Source organism: Yersinia ruckeri ATCC 29473 (genome assembly GCF_000754815.1).
GTDB lineage: Bacteria > Pseudomonadota > Gammaproteobacteria > Enterobacterales > Enterobacteriaceae > Yersinia > Yersinia ruckeri.
On record NZ_KN150747.1, the window covers coordinates 750783 to 772692 of the forward strand.

Below are 21910 nucleotides of genomic sequence, written 5' to 3' on the forward strand. Positions count from 1 at the left end.
GGCTGCGGCTCACTTCATACAAATATAAAGCGATATTTGGGTTAACTTTGCCGACCTTGCCTGTGCTGAGTTAGCCCTGACGCTCAATGTATGAGGGTATAACAATGAAAAAGAATCTGTTGTCATTCTGCTTGTCGCTGGCCTTGGGGTTAACTGCACCGCTGGTCGTGCAGGCCGCCTCAACGATTTCTCCCGCCAACGTTTCGGTTGCACCGAGCATTAACCCATCAGCATTACAAAGCTTACCGTGGCAACCACTGGTGCCTCCCGCCACTCAGGACATTAAACTGACCAGTGCCAGCCCACATATTTCTCAAGGCGAGATAGAAGGTGCCGTCGCGGCCTTTACTCTGCCTGCCGATCGCGGCTCAATGGAAATCACCCTCAGTAGCCAAGTTATCAATAATCAACTTTATTCCCCAAGCGTGTTGGTATTGGACGAGCAAATGCGTCCGGCGGCTTACTATCCGTCCAGTTATTTTACCTATGAAAAAGCGGGTATCATGAGTTTCGACCGCCTTGAAGGGGTGCTGAAACTGACGCCAGCGCTGGGTCAAAAACAGATCTATCTGCTGGTCTACACCACTAAACAAGATCTGACAAAAACCACCCAATTGATCGACCCGGCAAAAGCCTATGCTCAGGGGGTGGGTAACGCTGTACCAAATATTCCCGATCCGATCGCGCGGCATTCACCGACTGGTATGCTGAAAATCAAAGCTACCGCAGAGCAAAGTATGGGTAACATTATGATTGGTTTCACCCAGCCAGCCGCGCCAGCACCGGTCATCGTCGGTAATACCCAAGCTGTCAACACCGCGCCAGCACCCACCAACAAACCGGTAGAACCGATGCTCAATGACACTGAAAGCTATTTCAATCAGGCGATTAAAGAAGCAATAAACGCCGGTGATGTAGATAAGGCACTAAAACTGCTAAATGAAGCAGAGAAACTGGGCTCTACCTCAGCCCGTAAAACTTTTATTGGTAGTGTAAAAGGCAAGGGCTAGATACCCAGCGCTGCCGAATATGGCTGGATGATTGGTGCGCCGTGGCGCACCTTTTTTCATTGTGATCAAGGAATGGTATCTGCGCTTTGTTATTCTGGACTTACGCCGCGCGCGCTATTGTCATGTACACTCCGTTGTCTGCCCAGACTGACTTTGCGCGATACCTTATTAGAGCGGATAGCCCCCAGTTTTTTTGATTTTTCATGGAATAATCTCTGCTAAATTAAATTAATTTCTCTTATCTATTCCACTGATGTGACACAGTTAACTCGCAATTGTGGTTATGAGCATCAGATGCGACCTGACGTGTCACCAAAGGTGAATTCTGCGCTACAATAGCGGCTTATTTACCAATTACGGGGAGACAAAATGTATTCCCGCCGGGAGCGAGCCGAATGTCAGACGGCGAGGCATCAATTCTAAAACCTATTCAATGGCGTTCTATTGAGCAGCCGGGTCTCCACGCAGACGTCGCCGAGTGGCTGATGGAACTGGGCTCGATGACCCGTCGTTTTGAGCAGCATTGCCAGCGAGTACATATCGAACCCCAGCAGGAACGTTTTATTACTCGCGATGAGTTGGGCGAAGAGGCTGAGCACCTGCCGGTCAGTGAGCGCTATTGGCTACGTGAGGTTATTCTGTGTGGTGATGGACAACCTTGGCTACTGGGGCGGACGGTGGTGCCTGAAGAAACACTTTCGGGCGCCGATCGGGCACTGGTTGATTTGGGTACCGTCCCTTTGGGGCGCTATTTATTCAGTGGCGATGCTTTGACACGGGACTATATTCAAACCGGTTTGCAGGGAAAACTGTGGGCGCGCCGCTCACTGTTACGCTTGTCGGGAAAACCGTTACTACTGACTGAGGTTTTTTTGCCAGCATCACCGTTATATCAGTGACCTCTGGTTTGATGTTGGCTGGATAGTTGGGAGACAAATAAATTGAAGGGAAGTATTTCTCAAAGTAAATGGCATGCTTATTGCCGTTTGATGCGAATTGATAAACCCATTGGTTCGCTGCTGTTGCTGTGGCCAACATTGTGGGCATTATGGCTGGCAGGGCGCGGTATTCCTGATATCAAAATATTGATTGTTTTTGTGTTGGGCGTTTTTATGATGCGAGCAGCAGGCTGTGTGATAAATGATTTTGCTGACCGTAAGATTGATGGTCATGTAAAACGCACCGCTTCGCGTCCATTACCTAGCGGAATCATCAGTGAGAAAGAAAGCAAAATTTTATTTGCCGTATTGGTACTGATTTCTTTCGGTCTGGTTTTAACGTTAAACAGTATGACGATTTGGTTGTCATTAGCAGGGTTGGCGCTGGCTTGGGTTTATCCGTTTATGAAGCGTGTAACCCATTTGCCACAGGTGGTATTAGGTGCGGCGTTTGGCTGGTCAATTCCAATGGGTTTTGCCGCCGTTAGCGAAAGTCTGCCTGTAGTGTGCTGGTTATTGTTGCTGGCCAATATTTGCTGGACGGTCGCTTACGATACGTTATATGCCATGGTTGATCGGGATGACGATTTGCGTATTGGTGTAAAATCGACGGCGATTCTGTTTGGCCAATATGACCGGCTAATCGTTGGATTGTTGCAACTGGCTACGTTGGTATTGATGGCGGTTATAGGCTATCTGATGCATCTTGGTGGCGCATTTTATTGGTCAGTTTTACTGGCTGGTGCGTTGTTTATTCACCAGCAGAAAATGATCGCCAAACGCCAGCGTGAGCCATGTTTCCAGGCATTCCTGAATAATAACTATGTGGGTTTGGTTTTATTCCTGGGGATATTACTGAGCTACTGGTAATCAAATATCGCGGTGATAAATTTGCCAGCGATCAATAAAAAAGGCCAGAATCTGGCCTTTTTTGTCGCTATGCTCTGGTCATTATACCGGTTGATCCGGTGCCGGTAATTGATGACTGGTTTCGGCAGGCATGCTGACACTTTCAATCGTTAGCTTGACCTCTGGTGTCATCAGGTTACTGAGCATATTGTAAACTTCCAGTGTATGTTCCTGAACCGCATCGCCAATATCGTTGATATAACCTTCTTCCCGCAGCGTGGCAACCAGCGTTGAGAATACTGCCTTATCGAAGAACTCCGGTGCGTTAATACCATGCAAGACCGACAAACGCTGCGCCATGATTCGGCTTTCTTTCTCAAGAGCCCCCCGATTGATACTGGGGTTCGCACTTAGCAGAGACAAAGTAATCGCATAGCGTTGTAGGGTTTCACGTACACCGGCGGCTAGCAACTGTAATGGGCGAATACGTGCCGGGTTCAGCACCAGCTCAGTACCTTTATCGCAAATCAGCTGCTGGCGAGCCAATTCGTTAATCAGCGTATCCAGCGTTGCCCCAAGTTCTTCCTTGGTATAATGCAGGAATAGCTCGGCTTTAAGCATAGGATAAATCATACCAACCTGGCGTAGCAGTTCGGGACGGCTAATACGGCGGTGGTACATCACCATGCTGGCAATCAACGATGGCAGGATCAATAAGTGCTGAATATTGTTGCGGTAATAAGTCATCAGCACTGCCTGCTCACGAGGTAGGATAATGATATCGCCGATATTGTCTTTTTCTACCTCGAACTTATTCATTTTCAACGCGTGATTCAGCAACTCTTCCGGCGTTTTATCCGGAACCGTGACATCCTTGGCATAAGGCACATTGCGCAACAGTTGCAGATAGCAATCGAGTTGCTCCAATAGTTGCTCACGGGTCAGTGAACGCTGACGGGAAGCCAGCAACGCGGTAGAACATAAGTTCATGGCGTTGGCTGCCGCAGCATTATTGATGCGAACCATGATCTTGCCCGCGAGATCGTTTACCGCTGGCGTCAGCCAGCTTGGGCGCTGGGCTTCAATCGGGTCGATAGCATCGCGCCATTCCGGCACATTGCTGTTGAGATAAGTCGTCAATGGTAAAGGTTCGCCAAAGTTGACGTAGCCCTGACCAAGGTTACGCAGCTTACGCAGCCCACGCAGCATCTGCATCAGGCTTTCTTTTTCTTTGGTCGCTCCACGTAATTCCTTGGCGTAAGTCCCTACCTCCATGACGTGTTCATAACCGATATAGATCGGCACCAGCGTAATAGGGCGAGAGCCGCCGCGTAACATCGCTTGAATCGTCATCGACAAAGTACCGGTTTTCGGCTCTAACAGACGACCGGTACGAGAGCGACCACCTTCCACAAAATACTCGACGGAATAGCCGCGGGTGAATAGTTCACCGAGGTATTCGCGGAATACAGTAGAATAAAGCTTATTGCCCTTGAAGGTCCGACGGATAAAGAATGCGCCCAAGCGGCGGAAAATCGGCCCGGCAGGCCAGAAATTCAGGTTAATACCGGCGGCAATATGCGGCGGCACCAAACCTTGGTGATACAGGACGTAAGACAGCAACAAATAGTCCATGTGACTGCGATGGCAAGGCACATAAACGATTTCGTGGCCATCTTGCGCCAATTTGCGCACCCGCTCGGCATTATGAACATTGATACCCTGATATAAGCGGTTCCACGTCCAGCTCAATACCCGATCGGACAAACGCACGGCTTCATAAGAAAAGTTGGCCGCAATTTCTTCCATCAGATTGATAGCGTTTTGTTGGGCTTTCTCATGAGAAATTTTCTTGGTGCGAGCTTCATCGGCTACGGCTTTCTCAATGGCTTTCGAGGACAGCAGCTTTTTAAATAGTTCCTGACGCACCGGCAGACTTGGGCCAACTGCGGCAAGACGCTGGCGGGAGAAGTGCATGCGTGCCACTCTCGCCAACTTATGGGCGATGGTTTTATCCGTACCGTGTTCGCTGGCCATCCGGCGTAATGAAACCGTCGTGGAGAAACGCACGAAGCTATCGCGACCCAGCCACAGAACGGCAAAAAATTTCTGTATGCCATTAAGTACGCGCAGGTGCGGTGTACCATGGCCTTCACGACCGGGAGAACGACCAAACATCACGGATACCGGCAGCATCTGAATATCCAAATCAGGATTATTACTATGCAGATCCAGATAGTCGTGGAATAACTTTACTGACTCCTGCTTTGGAGCGTAATAGCGAAACACCCGCGGGCCATTATCAATAAAGACATGGCTTGGCAGTTGTACGCCGTCAATCTCCAAGGGAACCAATGGATCCGGCAGATCTTGCGCCAGACACTGCGCTCGCATTGTCAGCAAATCAGCCTTAGAGTTATAAGGTAAAACATACAGAATAGGACGTGAAGGATCCAAACCCAGTTCAGTCACGGGATCTGCAGGAATTACCTTGCTTTTTACCAACAATTTAAGTGGTAAATTCAGTAACTTATAATATATTTTACGCCAACCTGACATAACAACGTGAAGCCTCTTGTTAGCAATTCGTCGCAAGGATACCAGAAACTCGTTTTGAGATCTGTGGTGATCAGACTGATGAAAGCAGTGAAACTATGATCAATCTAATAAAAAGGTATATAACTCATGTCTAATCAATCAACTGGACTAACCCGGATCTATAAAGCGGCGGGTTACTCTGCGAAAGGTTTGGCCGCAGCATGGAAAAATGAAGCGGCTTTCCGCCAGGAAACCGTAGCGGCACTTATTGCTATTATACTGGCCTTCTGGCTGGATGTGGGAGCGATAGAGCGTATTTTATTGATCGGTTCCGTCGTGTTGGTGGTGATTGTCGAAGTGATCAACAGCGCAATTGAGGCGGTGGTAGACCGTATTGGCAGCGAATGGCACGAATTATCCGGTCGAGCAAAAGATATGGGCTCCGCAGCGGTTCTACTCACGCTTCTCCTGGCTGCGTTTGTCTGGGGTTCAGTGCTGTGGCAGCACTGGAATTTGGCATAGTTCAGGGAAAGAGCAAATAGTGGTGAAGAATAATACAGCCATTAATCCCTGTTTTTATTCACTCTTTGGTTCCCAAGAGCAGTTTGGCTGTATATACTCACAGCTAAACTGTATAAACAAACAGGGGGCGGAATGAAAGCACTTACTACCAGACAGCAACAGGTCTATGACTTGGTTCGCGATCACATTTCGCAAACCGGCATGCCACCGACACGTGCCGAGATCGCACAGCGTTTGGGGTTCCGCTCTCCTAATGCTGCGGAAGAGCATCTGAAAGCTCTGGCACGCAAAGGGGTTATCGAAATTATTTCCGGTGCATCACGCGGTATTCGTCTGTTAATGGAAGACGAAGAAGGACTGCCGTTGATTGGTCGGGTTGCCGCAGGTGAGCCTTTGCTGGCACAGCAACATATTGAAGGGCATTACAAAGTCGATCCGTCACTGTTCAAGCCAAATGCAGATTTTTTGTTACGGGTTAACGGTATGTCCATGAGAGACATCGGGATTCTGGATGGCGATCTATTAGCCGTACACAAAACTCAGGATGTACGAAACGGCCAGGTTGTTGTGGCACGCATTGACGATGAAGTTACGGTTAAGAGATTGAAGAAACAGGGTAATATTGTTCAGTTATTGCCTGAAAATAGTGAGTTTCAGCCGATTGTTGTCGATTTGCGTGAGCAAAGTTTCACCATTGAAGGTTTGGCTGTTGGCGTCATTCGTAACGGTGACTGGATTTAACCCTTGCCGCATCGCACTTGTCTGGTGATTTGTATCGGATTGCCCCAAGATGGCAGTACCGACCACTACGGCCTTATCGCTTCATTTCTGTCAGTACAAAAGAAACCAGCATAGATACCACACGGCTCCTTACCGGTGCTGCGTGGTATACGCATCAATATGCGGGAAAAATTAAATATTGGTGTGAAATGGGTCTACACACGGTGTTTTTTGCTTAAACCTTACCATTATCTTACCAATCAAGTTATCTGCCGGCTGCTATCGCTGCCAAATTCTTACTCAATATCTCACGCCGTGAGACTGAGTTTTTCAGCCACTATTTTCTTTTAGAAACTACACTGTGGTCATGATCGCAATGTTCATGGTTTTCGCAGGCTTCAACTTCTCCACATATCGCGCACAGACCATGAGCTTCCACGACGCTGTGACGCAGCGCAAAACCCGATTGTTCTGCCAATAATTCCAAGGCTTCTTCAATTCCTACTGTTGTTTTTTCCGTTACCAGACCACAGGAATCGCAGATAAACAGTGCGGAAGTATGTAGCGGCTCTTCAAAATGATGGCAGAGTACATAACTGTTAGCCGACTCAACTTTATGGATAAATCCCTGTTCCAGAAGAAAATCTAACGCACGGTAGACGGTCGGAGGCTTGGCTTGCGGCTCGGAAACCCGCAATAGATCGAGCAAATCATAGGCGCTGATGGCACCCGGTTGCTGCGCCATTAGACGCAAAACCTCTAACCGTTGCGGAGTCAGCCGAACATTTCGTTGTTTGCACAGGTTCTCGGCCTGAACAAGCAGCTTTTCTTGGTTGATTGCATTCATGGTCATCGTCCCACAACATTATAATTTGCGTGATTTTACCATATCTCGGAGCGATCACCGAGATAGGCCGTGAGTGACCTCCGTCGCGGTCACATTTCCAGTTCCCGCCAAATGGTCAGTCATTAGCTATTGCGGTTGAATGCGGCTTCTGGGTTCTATGGTATAATCGCGGCTTCAGCCCTCTGATGATTGGCTACGCAACCAAAGCAGCGGGAAATTGACCTATTAATAACCGATGAAACTCACCGCACATGCACGAAAATCAGACTGTATCCAACGCCGAAACGGGTAAGCCAAATTTCCCCCTTCAACGCTTCTCCGTCGCGCCGATGCTCGATTGGACGGATCGCCATTGTCGCTACTTCCACCGTTTGTTGACTAAAGAAGCGTTGCTTTATACCGAAATGGTCACTACGGGGGCGATTATCCACGGTAAAGCTGATTATCTGGCTTACAGTGAGCAGGATCATCCGGTGGCGCTGCAACTGGGGGGCAGCGATCCTCAGGCATTGGCGCATTGTGCCAAACTGGCAGAACAGCGTGGCTACAACGAAATCAATCTGAATGTGGGTTGTCCTTCCGATCGGGTACAAAATGGTCGCTTTGGTGCTTGTTTGATGGGGGAGGCGGATTTAGTTGCTGACTGTGTTAAAGCGATGCGTGATGTGGTTTCCATTCCTGTAACGGTGAAAACCCGGATTGGCATTGACGATCAAGATAGCTACGAATTCTTGTGTGAGTTTGTACAAAAGGTCGCTGAACAAGGTGGCTGCGATATGTTTACCATCCATGCCCGCAAAGCCTGGTTATCTGGTCTCAGCCCAAAAGAAAACCGCGAAGTGCCTCCGCTGGATTATCCACGGGTTTATCAGCTAAAACGTGACTTCCCAGCGCTGACAATGGCTATTAACGGCGGCGTCAAAACGTTGGAAGAAGCTAAAGAACACTTGAAATACCTTGATGGCGTGATGATGGGCCGTGAGGCATATCAGAACCCGAGCATTTTGACTCAGGTGGATCGTGAGCTGTTTGACCCACAAGCGGTGGTAACGGATAGCGTAGCGGCCATTGAAGCACTTTATCCTTACATTGAACAAGAGCTGTCCCGTGGTGCCTATTTAGGCCATATCACCCGCCATATTTTAGGTATATTCCAGGGAATTCCCGGTGCGCGTCAATGGCGTCGTTATTTAAGTGAAAATGCTCATAAACCGGGAGCCGGGGTTTCAGTGGTTGAAAAAGCGTTATCATTGGTGAAATCGCCTCAGTATAATTCACTATAAGTTAGTCAAAGTCACCAGGCCCGTGATGTGATTTAACGGGCTAAAAATCATATTTCCCATTTAATTCAAATGATTAATTATTATCTATAACTTGGCACGCTTCTTGTAATATCCAAGCATCATTCCTCAGTATTCTGGGTAATAACAAATTTTGGGAGCCAACCATGTTAGAGATTTTATTTGTTATCGGTTTTTTTATCATGTTAATGGTAACCGGTATTTCCTTGCTGGGGATTCTGGGAGCCTTGCTGGTCGCGGTTGCTTTTATGATGGTCGGTGGGTTATTTGTGATGATGATTAAATTGTTGCCTTGGCTGATTTTAGCCATTGTTGTGGTATGGATTTGGCGTTCAATGCAAAAACCGACTATTCGACGTTATTAAAAAATACACGTATTTTTATTGTGATTGAAAAAGAAACAAATAATATAAATAACAAAGTGTTATAGATGCATTCTATTTGGGTAATAACAGGTTATTGATGCAATAAAAGATAAACAAGGAAAATGTTTTGCGGTTGAGATCACAGCCTGAAACATTAGTCTGAATATTTGATGGGAAGAGATATTTTTTACCTGAGTGGGCTGTTAGGATGCTGTTGAATTGATATCACTGCTTTCATCTCCGGTGGGAATAAAAATAGTGGCATAAGCCGCACACCTTTCCGACGGAATATCCTGCTGTACCCCTACACTGTTGTAGTCAAAGCGTTATAAAAATGGGTTCCTGAAACGGAACCCATTTTTATTGGCGTCAGCGTAAAGCGTTATCAGCTGCCGGGGATGAATAAACTGGAGCCGGTTGTTTTTCGACTTTCCAGAGTCTGGTGTGCTCGTTTGGCTTCACTAAGAGGAAACTGCTGGGCGGCAGACACATCGACATTAATGGCGCCGCTGGCGATAAGTGAGAATAATTCGCTGCTGGCTTGTTCCAGCTCTTGCCGGTTGCTCACATACCAATTTAGCGATGGGCGAGTGACATAAAGCCCGCCTTTTTGATTAAGAATGCCTAAATCCACGCCGGTAACTGGCCCAGAAGCATTGCCAAAACTGACTAATAATCCGCGTTTTTTCAGACAACTCAATGAATCATTCCAAGTACTTTTTCCGACAGAATCATACACAACGTTCACTTTTTCACCTTGAGTCAATGCTGCAACCCGTTGGGTAATATCTTCTTTGTTGTAATTGATCGTCGCCCATGCGCCAGCGGCTTTGGCTAGCGTCGCTTTTTCATCTGAACCAACAGTACCGATTAATTTTGCACCCAGTGCTTTTGCCCATTGGCAGGCAATCAGCCCTACACCACCGGCTGCGGCGTGGAATAAAAAGATTTCGCCTGGCTTGATTTCATAGGTTTGGCGCAGCAGATAATGCACGGTTAGCCCTTTCAGAAAAGAGGCGGCTCCTTGCTGAAAAGAGATGTTATCCGGTAGCAGGGCTATTTTTTCGGCTGGCACATTGTGAATTTCACTGTATGCACCGAGGGCCGATTGGGCGTAAACCACGCGGTCCCCGACCTTCAATGAAGTGACGGCAGAACCCACTTTCTTGATCACACCAGCACCCTCGGTTCCTAGGCCGCTAGGCAACTGAGTGGGTGGATAGAGGCCGCTGCGAATGTAGGTATCAATATAGTTGATGCCGATGGCCTTATTTTCCACCTGCACTTCATTTTCTTCCGGATCATTTGGTGAAAAATCAACGTATTGCAAAACATCTGGGCTACCGGTTGTGGCAAATTGGATGCGCTTGGCCATGTGAAATCCTCATGATAGAAGTCATTTCACCCTACAGGGTTCGTGCTGGCGTATCCACTTTTAAAGCTTGGGATTAATCCGGGTACGCGACAGCTAATTCAACGGGTATATAATTACTCCCTGCCTATCATCGCGTATACTGGGTCGCTATATTTTCTATTTCGCAACTAGGTAAAGAACACTCTTCATGGCAGGAAAAAAACCAACCAACAATATGACAGTGCCACGAGACCGCCAGATGGAAGGGCTGAAACTCCCGCCTCATTCGCTGGAGGCAGAGCAGTCCGTGTTGGGCGGTTTGATGCTGGATAACGAACGCTGGGACAACGTTTCCGAACGTGTAACCAGTAACGATTTCTTCAGCCGCCCTCATCGTCGGATCTTTACTGAAATGCAGCGCTTGTTGGAAATGAGCAAGCCGATCGACTTGATCACGCTGTCTGAATCGCTGGAGCAGAAAGGAGATCTGGAGTCGGTAGGCGGCTTTGCCTATCTGGCCGAACTGTCAAAAAATACGCCAAGTGCGGCCAATATCGGTGCTTATGCCGATATTGTTCGTGAGCGGGCGGTTGTCCGAGAAATGATCTCAGTCGCTAACGAAATCGCCGACGCCGGTTATGATCCTCAGGGGCGTACCAGTGAAGATCTGCTGGATCTGGCGGAGTCTAAGGTTTTCCAAATTGCAGAAAACCGCGTCAATAAAGACGAAGGGCCAAAAAGTATCGATCGGATTCTGGAAGATACCGTTGCTCGTATAGAACAGCTCTATCAAAGTCCACATGATGGTGTGACTGGTGTGTCTACCGGCTATCAGGATCTGGATAAGAAAACGGCTGGTTTGCAGAAGTCGGATTTGATCATCGTGGCGGCGCGTCCGTCGATGGGTAAAACCACTTTTGCTATGAACCTGTGCGAAAACGCCGCGATGATGCAGGATAAACCGGTACTGATTTTCAGCCTTGAAATGCCCGGCAACCAGATCATGATGCGTATGTTGGCATCCCTTTCTCGCGTCGATCAGACTCGCATTCGTACTGGTCAGTTGGACGATGAGGATTGGGCGCGCATTTCCAGCACCATGGGTATTCTGCTGGAAAAACGCAATATGTATATTGATGATTCCTCCGGTCTGACACCGACAGAAGTCCGTTCCCGTGCGCGACGTATTTACCGTGAAAATGGCGGACTGAGTCTGATCATGATCGATTACCTGCAATTGATGCGGGTACCGGCGTTATCCGACAACCGAACGCTGGAGATTGCCGAAATTTCTCGCTCGCTCAAGGCGTTGGCGAAAGAATTACAGGTACCCGTCGTTGCATTGTCCCAGCTTAACCGAAGCCTAGAGCAGCGCGCGGATAAACGACCGGTTAACTCCGACTTACGTGAGTCAGGCTCGATTGAGCAGGATGCCGACTTGATCATGTTTATTTATCGCGATGAGGTTTATCACGAGAACAGCGACATGAAGGGCATTGCAGAAATCATTTTGGGTAAACAGCGTAATGGCCCTATCGGCTCGGTACGTCTGACTTTCAACGGTCAATGGTCGCGCTTTGATAACTATGCTGGCCCGCAATACGACGACGAATAGCAAGATATTATTAACTAAGGACGAGAAATGAAAGCGGCAACCGCAGTAATCGACCGCCGCGCTCTGCGACATAATTTGCAACAGGTTCGGCGTCTTGCGCCACAAAGCCGCCTGATTGCTGTTGTGAAAGCAAACGCTTATGGCCACGGGCTGTTAGAAACAGCGCATACATTACAAGATGCTGATTGCTATGGTGTCGCCCGTATCGGAGAAGCGTTGATGCTTCGCTCCGGTGGAATAGTCAAACCTATCCTGTTACTGGAGGGGTTCTTTTCTGCCGAAGATTTACCGGTGCTAGTGGTCAATCATATTGAAACAGCGGTACACAGTATTGAGCAATTGGAAGCCTTGGAACAGGCCGATTTGCCGTATCCGATTAATGTTTGGATGAAACTCGATACAGGTATGCATCGTCTGGGTGTGCGTCCAGATGAGGCCGAGGCTTTTTATCAGCGCCTGAGCGCCTGCCATAATGTGGTGCAACCGATTAATATCATGAGCCATTTTAGTCAGGCTGATGAGCCGGAAGTCTCTGCTACCAGGCAGCAGATTGAATGTTTTGATACCTTTGTGGCGGATAAACCAGGTAAGCAGTCGATCGCTGCATCCGGTGGTATCTTGCTATGGCCCGACTCTCATCGTGATTGGGTGCGTCCGGGCATTGTGCTGTATGGCGTTTCTCCTATTGAACAAAAGAACGGTGCTGATTTTGGTCTACAACCGGGGATGACGCTGAAGTCCAGCTTGATTGCGGTACGAAAACATAAAGCCGGTGAGCCAGTGGGTTACGGTGGCACCTGGGTTAGCCAGCGTGATACCCGCTTGGGCGTGGTGGCAATGGGTTATGGTGATGGTTACCCACGCAGTGCGCCATCAGGCACGCCGGTATGGTTGAATGGCCGCGAAGTTCCGATTGTTGGCCGAGTTTCCATGGACATGATTTCTGTCGATCTGGGACCTGATTCTAGTGATAGGGTGGGTGACGAGGTCGAACTGTGGGGCGCTGATTTGCCGGTAGAAAAAGTGGCTATCGCGACGGGTATTAGCGCTTATGAATTGATTACTAAGCTAACTCCCCGCGTATCAATGGAATATATCGGCGAATAATAACTCTCGACTTACATCCATTATATTAATGAAGGGCGCGGCACAATATGATGTCGCGCTTTTTTATTGCCCCGCCTCTTGTGGGTATCCTACATTCTTTTTATTTTCATAATCGTGCGAGATTGGGAATAAAGGATTTATATAAAATCAATAAAAACAAAGAGTAAAGCATTTCCTCTGTTTCGGTAAATCCCTGTGCGAATGGGTAGCCGGAAAGGTCGGGTTAATGCTATTTTGATAGAACCTAACCAAGGAGAGTCATGCCGTGTTCCAGAATGTTGATGCCTATGCCGGAGATCCCATCCTTTCGCTGATGGAAAGTTTTAAAGCGGATACCAGAAAGCGTAAGGTTAACCTGAGCATTGGGCTGTATTACGATGCGCAGGGTGTGATCCCGCAAATGCGCGCTGTCGCCGCAGCGGAAACTCAAATGAATGCTCAGGTGCAAGCGGCGTCAGTTTATTTGCCGATGGAGGGTTTGCAGGCATATCGTTCAGCGGTTCAGCAATTGTTGTTTGGCCAAAATCACGCCATGCTAGAGCAACAGCGAATTGCTACCATTCAAACTGTCGGCGGCTCTGGCGCACTGAAAGTGGGGGCTGACTTCCTGCATTATTATTTCCCGGATTCTCAAGTGTGGGTCAGTGATCCAACCTGGGAAAACCATATTGCGATTTTCAGCGGTGCGGGTTTTAAGGTGAATACTTATCCGTACTTCGATAACAAGAAACTGGGTGTTAATTTCAGCGAAATGCTGGCGACGTTGCAGCAGCTACCGGCAAAAAGCATTGTGTTGTTACATCCGTGTTGCCATAACCCGACCGGATCGGATCTGACTAACGATCAGTGGGATCAGATTATTTGGACTGCTAAAGATCGTGAGTTGATCCCCTTCCTTGATATCGCCTATCAGGGATTTGGTGCTGGTCTGAATGAGGATGCTTATGCTATTCGTCAAATGGCGGCGGCAGGATTACCATGTTTGGTCAGTAATTCGTTTTCTAAAATTTTCTCGCTATATGGCGAGCGAGTTGGCGGTTTATCCGTGGTGTGTGAGAGTGAAGAGGCTGCTGATCGCGTTTTGGGGCAGTTGAAAGCGACAGTACGTCGTAATTATTCCAGCCCACCAAACTTTGGTGCTCAGGTGGTAGCCAAGGTGTTGAATGATGACGAGCTTGGCGCGATCTGGCGTGAAGAAGTCGAGCAAATGCGTACTCGAATCCTGGCGATGCGCACCAGCTTGGTCGCCGCGCTGAAAGTGGCACTGCCAGAGCGTAATTTTGACTATTTGCTGACTCAACGTGGCATGTTCAGCTATACCGGATTCAGTGCCGAGCAAGTGGATCGTCTACGAGAAGAATTCGGTGTTTACCTGATTGCCAGTGGACGTATGTGTATGGCGGGTGTTAATCACCAAAATGTTCAGCAGGTTGCCGAGGCGTTTGCCGCGGTGCAGTAAAGCGATTTACTGTTAAAACGCATCAGGGGCGATAGCAATATCGCTCCTTTTTTATTGATATTTATTATGATTAATTGGCATCTATAATGTGCAGCTTGTAGCAGTATGATTAAAGAATATACTCATTAGAGGCATCATCAATCATGTCAGGACTCTCTATCGTTCACAGTAAATCCTAGAGCATTACTGCATGATTAGAAGGCCAGAACGCGTAATTGAGCGATTTCTGGCGACTATTCCGAGGAAGTTGGTCTTTGGGATAGTCGGTTTTATGGCCGAATGTAGCCAGATGACAGGAGATAAGCGAATGAATAATTCGGCATTACTCGAATACTGTATGTCTAAACCAGGGGCTGAGCAAAGCGACCACGAAGAGTGGCAGGCTAATCAAATCAAGGTCGGTGATGTGATGTTTGCTATGGTGAGTGAAGTGCAGGGACGTCCGGCTATTTCATTGAAAAGCAGCCCGGAATTGGCCGAGCAACTGCGCGATAAACATCCGGAAATCGTGGCGAGTGACCACTTGAATAAAGCGCACTGGAACACGGTGTTTCTGGATGGTACGTTACCGAACTCTCAATTTTATGCGTTGATCGATCGTTCTTATCAATTGGTTTTGCAGGGGCTATCGGAGCAGATTCGCCAAGAACTGCGAGCATGATCGTGGATGTGAAATAAATTGGAGGCGATGTATTATCGCCCCCAATAACCTATGACTTGCGCGCCAGCAGCGGTTTTAGAAATCGCGCTGTGTGGGACGCCGCGCACTCGGCGACGGTTTCTGGCGTGCCTGATACCAAAATCTCGCCACCGCCACTACCGCCTTCTGGGCCGAGATCGACAATCCAGTCCGCGGTTTTAATTACGTCCAGATTATGCTCAATCACGACAATGGTGTTGCCCTGATCCCGTAACTGATGGAGTACCGCCAACAATTGCTGAATATCGGCAAAATGCAGACCGGTTGTGGGTTCATCCAGAATATACAGTGTTTGACCGGTGCCACGTTTGGACAGCTCGCGAGACAGTTTCACTCGCTGGGCTTCACCGCCAGACAGCGTTGTCGCGGATTGACCGAGACAAATATAGGATAAGCCCACGTCAATCAACGTTTGCAGTTTCCGCGCCAATGCTGGCACCGCATCGAAGAACTCACGTGCTTCTTCAATCGTCATTTCCAGTACTTCGTGAATATTTTTGCCTTTGTATTTCACTTCCAGCGTTTCACGGTTATAGCGTTTGCCTTTGCACTGATCACAAGGGACGTAAATATCTGGCAGGAAATGCATTTCTACCTTGATTACGCCGTCGCCTTGACATGCTTCGCAACGCCCGCCTTTAACGTTAAAGCTGAATCGGCCTGGATTGTATCCGCGGGTGCGTGATTCTGGCACGCCAGCAAATAACTCACGGACTGGCGTAAAAATACCGGTATAGGTCGCTGGGTTAGAACGCGGCGTACGTCCAATCGGGCTCTGGTCTATATCGATGACTTTATCGAAATGTTCCAGTCCCTGAATATCACGGTACGCTGCGGGTTCCGTAATGGTGGCACCATTCAGTTGACGCTGAGCAATGGAATATAAAGTGTCATTAATCAGCGTTGATTTACCCGAACCGGACACGCCGGTAATACAGGTAAATAAACCAATCGGTAATGTTAGTGTGACATCTTTCAGATTGTTGCCTGTTGCGCCGATCAGTTTTAGCACTTTATTCGGATCACCAGGCACCCGTTGGGCAGGAATCGCAATTTCCCGTTTCCCGCTGAGGAACTGGCCGGTCAGTGAGTCAGGTGCGGCCATAATGTCATCGACTGTCCCTTCGGCAACTACGTGTCCACCGTGAACGCCAGCTCCGGGGCCGATATCAATGACATGGTCTGCCGCCCGAATAGCATCTTCATCATGCTCAACCACAATCACGGTATTACCCAGATTACGCAGGTGAATCAGGGTTTCCAACAAACGCTCGTTATCCCGCTGATGTAAACCGATTGAGGGTTCATCCAAGACATACATCACACCGACCAGACCGGCACCAATCTGGCTGGCCAGACGAATACGCTGGGCTTCGCCGCCGGAAAGTGTATCCGCGGAGCGCGATAGAGAAAGGTAATTCAGGCCTACGTTGACTAAAAACTTCAGGCGGTCGCCGATTTCTTTCAGCACTTTTTCTGCTATTTGGGCGCGTTGGCCGCTCAGTTTCATATTCTGGAAGAAGGTCAGAGCGTGGCCGATGCTCAACTCGGAAATTTCCGGCAGCGTAGTATTTTCCACAAATACATAACGGGCTTCTTTGCGCAGGCGTGTCCCGTGGCAGGAGGTGCAGGAACGGTTGCTGATAAATTTCGCCAGCTCTTCACGTACGGCACTGGATTCTGTTTCTTTATAACGCCGTTCCATATTGTGTAGTACGCCTTCAAACGGATGACGGCGTACCGTGGTGTCACCACGGTCATTGATATATTTAAATTCGATGGTCTCTTTACCTGAGCCGTATAAAACCGCTTTTTGCGTTTCGCTACCCAGGGTATTGAACGGTGCTTCGATATCGAATTTATAGTGTTCAGCCAATGAACGTAGCATCTGGAAATAATAGAAATTACGGCGATCCCAGCCGCGGATGGCACCGCCAGCTAGTGACAACTCGGGGTTTTGCAGCACCCGATCCGGATCGAAGAATTGCTGTACACCCAGCCCATCACAGGTCGGGCAGGCACCGGCTGGGTTGTTAAAGGAGAACAGGCGTGGTTCCAGTTCGCTCATACTGTAGCCGCAAATTGGACAGGCAAAATTGGCGGAGAACAGCAACTCTTCAGCTTTTGGGTCGTCCATATCAGCGACCACGGCGGTACCACCGGATAACTCCAGCGCGGTTTCAAAAGATTCAGCCAGGCGCTGCGCCAGATCCTCCCGCACTTTAAAGCGATCCACGACGACTTCAATGGTGTGCTTCTTTTGTAGCTCCAGTTTGGGCGGATCGGAGAGATCGCAGACTTCACCGTCAATGCGAGCACGGATATAACCCTGAGTCGCCAGGTTTTCCAGCGTTTTGGTATGTTCGCCTTTACGATCTTGTACCACCGGTGCCAACAGCATCAAGCGGCGACCTTCCGGCTGAGCCATCACGTTATCAACCATCTGGCTGACGGTCTGTGCTGCCAGAGGGACATCGTGATCGGGACAGCGAGGTTCCCCAACGCGGGCAAACAGCAGACGTAGATAATCGTGAATTTCGGTAATGGTGCCGACGGTAGAACGCGGGTTATGGGAGGTTGATTTTTGCTCAATAGAAATCGCTGGAGACAGACCTTCGATATGGTCAACGTCCGGTTTTTCCATTAACGATAGAAATTGGCGTGCATAGGCGGAAAGAGACTCAACATAACGGCGCTGGCCCTCGGCATATAAAGTATCAAAAGCCAGTGAAGATTTACCAGAGCCGGACAGGCCGGTGACAACAATCAGTTTGTCGCGCGGGATAATCAGGTTGATATTCTTGAGATTATGGGTGCGAGCGCCCCGAACTTCGATATTATCCATGCAAATATTTCCCGGATTAAACTGAGCCTCTCACCGTGTCTTCATGACGTTGCCCACTATAAAAAGGACACTTTGCAACGCCAAAAAAGGGACACAGCCAGTACGAAACGGATAATTATGACACAAAAAAACCTGAATGGATATCCAGTGTCTGAGTGCAATCAAGGCCGTTATTGCGATAAATATGCAATGTATTTCGCAGTTATGATCAGTTGTGCCGTTTGGCGGTTAGCGTGTTAAACTTACTCGTTTATACTGTACAAAATTTATTTCATCAGGAGAGTTCACATGGCCAGCAGAGGCGTAAACAAAGTGATTTTGGTCGGGAATTTGGGCCAAGACCCGGAAGTCCGCTACATGCCGAACGGTGGGGCAGTTGCCAACATCACATTGGCCACTTCCGAAAGCTGGCGTGATAAGCAAACCGGCGAGCAGAAAGAAAAAACCGAATGGCACCGCGTAGTGTTGTTCGGCAAGCTGGCAGAAGTCGCGGGTGAATATCTGCGTAAAGGTTCTCAGGTTTATATCGAAGGCGCACTGCAAACCCGGAAATGGCAGGATCAAAGTGGCCAGGAACGTTACACCACCGAAGTGGTTGTTAACGTGGGTGGTACCATGCAAATGCTGGGTGGTCGTCAAGGCGGCGGTGCTCCAGCGGGTGGTACACCAGCGGGTTCCAATGATGGTGCGCAAGGCGGTTGGGGTCAGCCTCAGCAACCTCAGGGTAGCAATCAGTTCAGCGGTGGCCAGACTTCACGTCCAGCACAGCCTGCACCCGCGCCACAGCAGCAAGGCGGCAATGAGCCACCAATGGACTTCGACGACGACATTCCGTTCTGATCCGCATCATTTAACAATAGAAATCAATCAAACCCAGTGTAATAGCTGGGTTTTTTACATTCAGCACTTATCATAAATTTATTGCGGCTATTTTTTTATATTACCTATTCAGACGCACAATCATGACTTCTACTAAGCCAGTAGGGAAATGTGGGAGAATATTGCTTGAACGGCTGTCGGTATATTCTCTGGATAAAGCGTTATTGATGATTCGACTATAATCAATTTTCTACCGTTGTAATTCGCACTGTTACTGACTCTCTGGAGCCTGACTATGGTCATTGTTCACCATCTGAATAACTCACGCTCTCAACGCATTTTATGGTTGTTGGAAGAGCTACAAGTTCCCTATGACCTAAAATGCTATCAGCGTGATAGTGGCAATCTGTTGGCTCCACCAGAGCTAAAAAAAATACATCCGTTGGGAAAGGCTCCGGTTATCACCGATGGGGATCTGACCCTGGCGGAGTCTGGAGCCATCATTGAGTATTTGCAGGAAACCTATGATGCACAGGGTGAATTCAAGCCGACAGACCATTATTCTCGTCAACAATATCGTTATTGGATGCATTATGCTGAAGGTTCGCTAATGCCATTATTAGTGATGAAACTGATTTTTAGTCGTTTAGGTTATTCGCCAATGCCATGGGTATTGCGGCCAGTGGCTGGAGCCATTGGTAAAGGTGTGCAGAAAACCTATCTGGATAAGCAAATTACCACGCATCTTGATTATCTTGAGCTGCATTTGAGTAAGAATACATGGTTTGCTGGCAGCGATTTCAGCGCAGCAGATGTGCAAATGAGCTTCCCGATCGAAGCGGTCAATGCTGGAAAAGGGCTAATGCCGTATCCAAAGTTGAAAGATTTTCTTGCCCGCAGTCATAGTCGTCCGGCTTATCAGCGGGCGGTGGAAAGGGGCGGTAAATTTGAACTGATCCGTTAAAGCATCGCAATAAAATCCTTCTCCGACGGCTATATCATTTTTCCGCCGAGGGTTATTGGCGACGGAAAAGTTATTTTTTCCGTCATTCGTCCCCTTTCTCTGTTCCTCCCATTTTTCCTATATCACATCAATAACCCCTTTTTAGTAACCAAAAAGTTGCGGTATCGAGATGATATCACGCGCACATTTCCGCGAAGAATGATTTATTGTCATAAAATGCATTAAATATCGTCATTTGGTGTTGATTAGTCACTATGGAAGGCTAGATAATCGTTTGCCTTGAATAAATTTCACTTTTTGATCGGTTATGCGCGCGGCCAGCTAATCGTTTGCTTTTCTTCCCGTCGGAACGTTAATGGGAAATGGGCGCGACGGATGCTCAGTAATGAAAACGGTTTAAGCGGATCGTGCGCAGGCTATTTGATGACACACAGGGGACATAACCATGTCTAGCACCAATTCTCACGCGAACGATGCGGTTAAGCCGAAGGGCGCGCTTGATGCATTTTTTAAACTGAGTGAACGCGGCAGTAATGTACGTCAGGAAGTTCTGGCCGGGTTGACAACCTTTTTAGCCATGGTTTATTCGGTTATTGTGGTGCCGAGCATGTTAGGCAAAGCCGGTTTTCCTCCAACAGCAGTATTTGTTGCAACCTGTTTGGTCGCTGGTCTGGGTTCATTACTGATGGGCTTGTGGGCTAATTTGCCGATGGCGATTGGCTGTGCTATTTCCTTGACGGCTTTTACCGCATTCAGTCTGGTTTTAGGTCAACACATCAGTATTCCCGTAGCATTAGGCGCGGTATTCCTGATGGGTGTGCTGTTTACCATTATTTCTGTCACCGGTATCCGCTCATGGATTTTACGTAACCTACCAATGGGCGTAGCTCACGGCACTGGTATTGGTATCGGTTTGTTCCTACTGCTGATCGCTGCCAACGGTGTCGGTCTGGTTATCAAAAACCCACTGGAAGGTCTACCCGTCGCACTGGGTGCTTTTACCTCTTTTCCTGTCATCATGACATTGCTGGGTCTGGCGGTGATCTTCGGTCTGGAAAAACTGCGAGTACCGGGTGGTATTCTGCTGGTGATTATTGCTATCTCGGTTATTGGCCTCATTTTTGACCCGGCGGTGACCTATCAAGGTTTGTTTGCTATGCCGAGCTTGGCTGATGCCAATGGCAACTCACTGATTTTCAGTTTGGATATTATGGGGGCCTTACAGCCAGTGGTGTTGCCAAGCGTATTGGCTTTGGTGATGACGGCGGTATTTGATGCTACGGGTACTATTCGTGCTGTCGCTGGGCAGGCTAATCTGCTGGATAAAGACGGCCAGATTATCAGTGGCGGCAAAGCCCTGACGACTGACTCTGTCAGCAGCATTTTTGCCGGTTTGGTCGGTGCTGCACCCGCCGCCGTGTACATCGAATCGGCAGCGGGTACGGCAGCAGGCGGTAAAACCGGTCTGACCGCAACGGTAGTCGGCATTCTGTTCCTGCTGATTCTTTTCCTGTCCCCACTGTCTTATCTGGTTCCTGCCTATGCAACGGCTCCTGCGCTGATGTATGTCGGTTTATTGATGCTGAGCAATGTGTCAAAACTGGATTTCAACGATTTCGTTGATGCGATGTCCGGTTTACTTTGTGCTGTATTTATCGTGCTGACCTGCAATATCGTGACCGGTATTATGCTGGGCTTTAGCTCTCTGGTTATTGGCCGTATCTTCTCCGGTGAATGGCGTAAGCTGAACGTCGGCACTGTGATGATTGCGTTGGCATTAGTCGCCTTTTATGCCGGTGGGTGGGCGATCTGATTTAGTATGATAATCACTAGGCTAAGGAGGGGAGTTCGCCTCTCCTTAGCCTTATTATCATCCTGATGACCCGTTGTTTATGCTTTTCCTGCTATCAGTAACAGGTTTTTTCCCTGCGCGGAAAAAAGTGATCTACTATCACCT

At 48.4% G+C, this 21910-nt stretch carries 18 protein-coding genes; 14 read left to right on the forward strand and 4 right to left on the reverse strand.

Going from position 1 to position 21910, the window contains the following annotated elements; genetic code table 11:
- Positions 1 to 104 precede the first annotated feature (104 nt).
- From malM to ubiA, 3 genes are all read left to right on the forward strand, one after another.
- Complete coding sequence (gene malM / locus DJ39_RS03325) at positions 105 to 1010, forward strand: maltose operon protein MalM (RefSeq protein ID WP_004719429.1); 906 nt, start codon at positions 105 to 107, stop codon at positions 1008 to 1010.
- A gap of 395 nt (positions 1011 to 1405) precedes the next feature.
- Positions 1406 to 1909 (forward strand): chorismate lyase, encoded by a 504-nt coding sequence (ubiC, locus tag DJ39_RS03330; protein ID WP_004719425.1) that lies wholly within the window; start codon positions 1406 to 1408, stop codon positions 1907 to 1909.
- Positions 1910 to 1951: 42 nt separating this feature from the next.
- Positions 1952 to 2818, forward strand: a complete 867-nt coding sequence (gene ubiA, locus DJ39_RS03335) for a 4-hydroxybenzoate octaprenyltransferase (RefSeq protein ID WP_038241253.1) — start codon at positions 1952 to 1954, stop codon at positions 2816 to 2818.
- 81 nt (positions 2819 to 2899) lie between these two features.
- Here ubiA and plsB read toward each other — a convergent pair whose 3' ends face one another.
- Positions 2900 to 5356, reverse strand: coding sequence for a glycerol-3-phosphate 1-O-acyltransferase PlsB (gene plsB / locus DJ39_RS03340; RefSeq protein WP_004719422.1), 2457 nt, complete (start codon positions 5354 to 5356; stop codon positions 2900 to 2902).
- 126 nt (positions 5357 to 5482) lie between these two features.
- Between plsB and DJ39_RS03345 the strand changes: the two genes are divergently transcribed.
- Together DJ39_RS03345 and lexA are read left to right on the forward strand one after the other, a co-directional pair.
- Entirely contained in the window at positions 5483 to 5857 is a 375-nt protein-coding gene (locus DJ39_RS03345) for a diacylglycerol kinase (protein ID WP_004719419.1), read from the forward strand.
- A 132-nt stretch (positions 5858 to 5989) separates the two neighbouring features.
- The gene (lexA, locus tag DJ39_RS03350) at positions 5990 to 6598 is read left to right on the forward strand and encodes a transcriptional repressor LexA (protein WP_004719416.1); all 609 of its coding nucleotides are present in this window, start codon (positions 5990 to 5992) and stop codon (positions 6596 to 6598) included.
- Between the two features lie 316 nt (positions 6599 to 6914).
- On the opposite strand, the gene zur is transcribed toward lexA, so the two are convergent.
- A complete protein-coding gene (gene zur, locus DJ39_RS03355) occupies positions 6915 to 7424 on the reverse strand; it encodes a zinc uptake transcriptional repressor Zur (protein WP_038241251.1) in 510 nt (169 codons plus the stop codon).
- Positions 7425 to 7675: 251 nt separating this feature from the next.
- Between zur and dusA the strand changes: the two genes are divergently transcribed.
- Both dusA and pspG read left to right on the forward strand, forming a co-directional pair.
- Positions 7676 to 8707, forward strand: a complete 1032-nt coding sequence (gene dusA, locus DJ39_RS03360) for a tRNA dihydrouridine(20/20a) synthase DusA (protein ID WP_004719413.1) — start codon at positions 7676 to 7678, stop codon at positions 8705 to 8707.
- A gap of 164 nt (positions 8708 to 8871) precedes the next feature.
- A complete protein-coding gene (gene pspG, locus DJ39_RS03365; RefSeq protein ID WP_004719412.1) occupies positions 8872 to 9090 on the forward strand; it encodes an envelope stress response protein PspG in 219 nt (72 codons plus the stop codon).
- Positions 9091 to 9475: 385 nt separating this feature from the next.
- On the opposite strand, the gene DJ39_RS03370 is transcribed toward pspG, so the two are convergent.
- Positions 9476 to 10465 (reverse strand): quinone oxidoreductase, encoded by a 990-nt coding sequence (locus DJ39_RS03370; RefSeq protein ID WP_004719409.1) that lies wholly within the window; start codon positions 10463 to 10465, stop codon positions 9476 to 9478.
- Between the two features lie 187 nt (positions 10466 to 10652).
- Here DJ39_RS03370 and dnaB point away from each other — a divergent pair, with 187 nt between their 5' ends.
- From dnaB to DJ39_RS03390, 4 genes are all read left to right on the forward strand, one after another.
- Positions 10653 to 12059 (forward strand): replicative DNA helicase, encoded by a 1407-nt coding sequence (dnaB, locus tag DJ39_RS03375; RefSeq protein ID WP_004719406.1) that lies wholly within the window; start codon positions 10653 to 10655, stop codon positions 12057 to 12059.
- A gap of 27 nt (positions 12060 to 12086) precedes the next feature.
- On the forward strand, positions 12087 to 13166 hold the full coding sequence (gene alr / locus DJ39_RS03380) for an alanine racemase (RefSeq protein ID WP_004719403.1): 1080 nt from the start codon (positions 12087 to 12089) through the stop codon (positions 13164 to 13166).
- A 265-nt stretch (positions 13167 to 13431) separates the two neighbouring features.
- Entirely contained in the window at positions 13432 to 14625 is a 1194-nt protein-coding gene (locus tag DJ39_RS03385; protein WP_004719402.1) for an amino acid aminotransferase, read from the forward strand.
- Positions 14626 to 14932: 307 nt separating this feature from the next.
- Positions 14933 to 15286 carry an MmcQ/YjbR family DNA-binding protein gene (locus tag DJ39_RS03390; protein WP_038241248.1) on the forward strand — a complete coding sequence of 118 codons (354 nt, stop codon included), beginning with the start codon at positions 14933 to 14935 and terminating at the stop codon, positions 15284 to 15286.
- Between the two features lie 49 nt (positions 15287 to 15335).
- Here DJ39_RS03390 and uvrA read toward each other — a convergent pair whose 3' ends face one another.
- Complete coding sequence (gene uvrA, locus DJ39_RS03395; RefSeq protein WP_004719397.1) at positions 15336 to 18170, reverse strand: excinuclease ABC subunit UvrA; 2835 nt, start codon at positions 18168 to 18170, stop codon at positions 15336 to 15338.
- 288 nt (positions 18171 to 18458) lie between these two features.
- Here uvrA and ssb1 point away from each other — a divergent pair, with 288 nt between their 5' ends.
- From ssb1 to DJ39_RS03410, 3 genes are all read left to right on the forward strand, one after another.
- On the forward strand, positions 18459 to 19010 hold the full coding sequence (gene ssb1, locus DJ39_RS03400; protein WP_004719395.1) for a single-stranded DNA-binding protein SSB1: 552 nt from the start codon (positions 18459 to 18461) through the stop codon (positions 19008 to 19010).
- A 274-nt stretch (positions 19011 to 19284) separates the two neighbouring features.
- A complete protein-coding gene (locus DJ39_RS03405) occupies positions 19285 to 19953 on the forward strand; it encodes a glutathione S-transferase family protein (RefSeq protein WP_004719393.1) in 669 nt (222 codons plus the stop codon).
- A 445-nt stretch (positions 19954 to 20398) separates the two neighbouring features.
- Positions 20399 to 21766, forward strand: coding sequence for an NCS2 family permease (locus DJ39_RS03410; RefSeq protein ID WP_004719392.1), 1368 nt, complete (start codon positions 20399 to 20401; stop codon positions 21764 to 21766).
- Positions 21767 to 21910 lie beyond the last annotated feature (144 nt).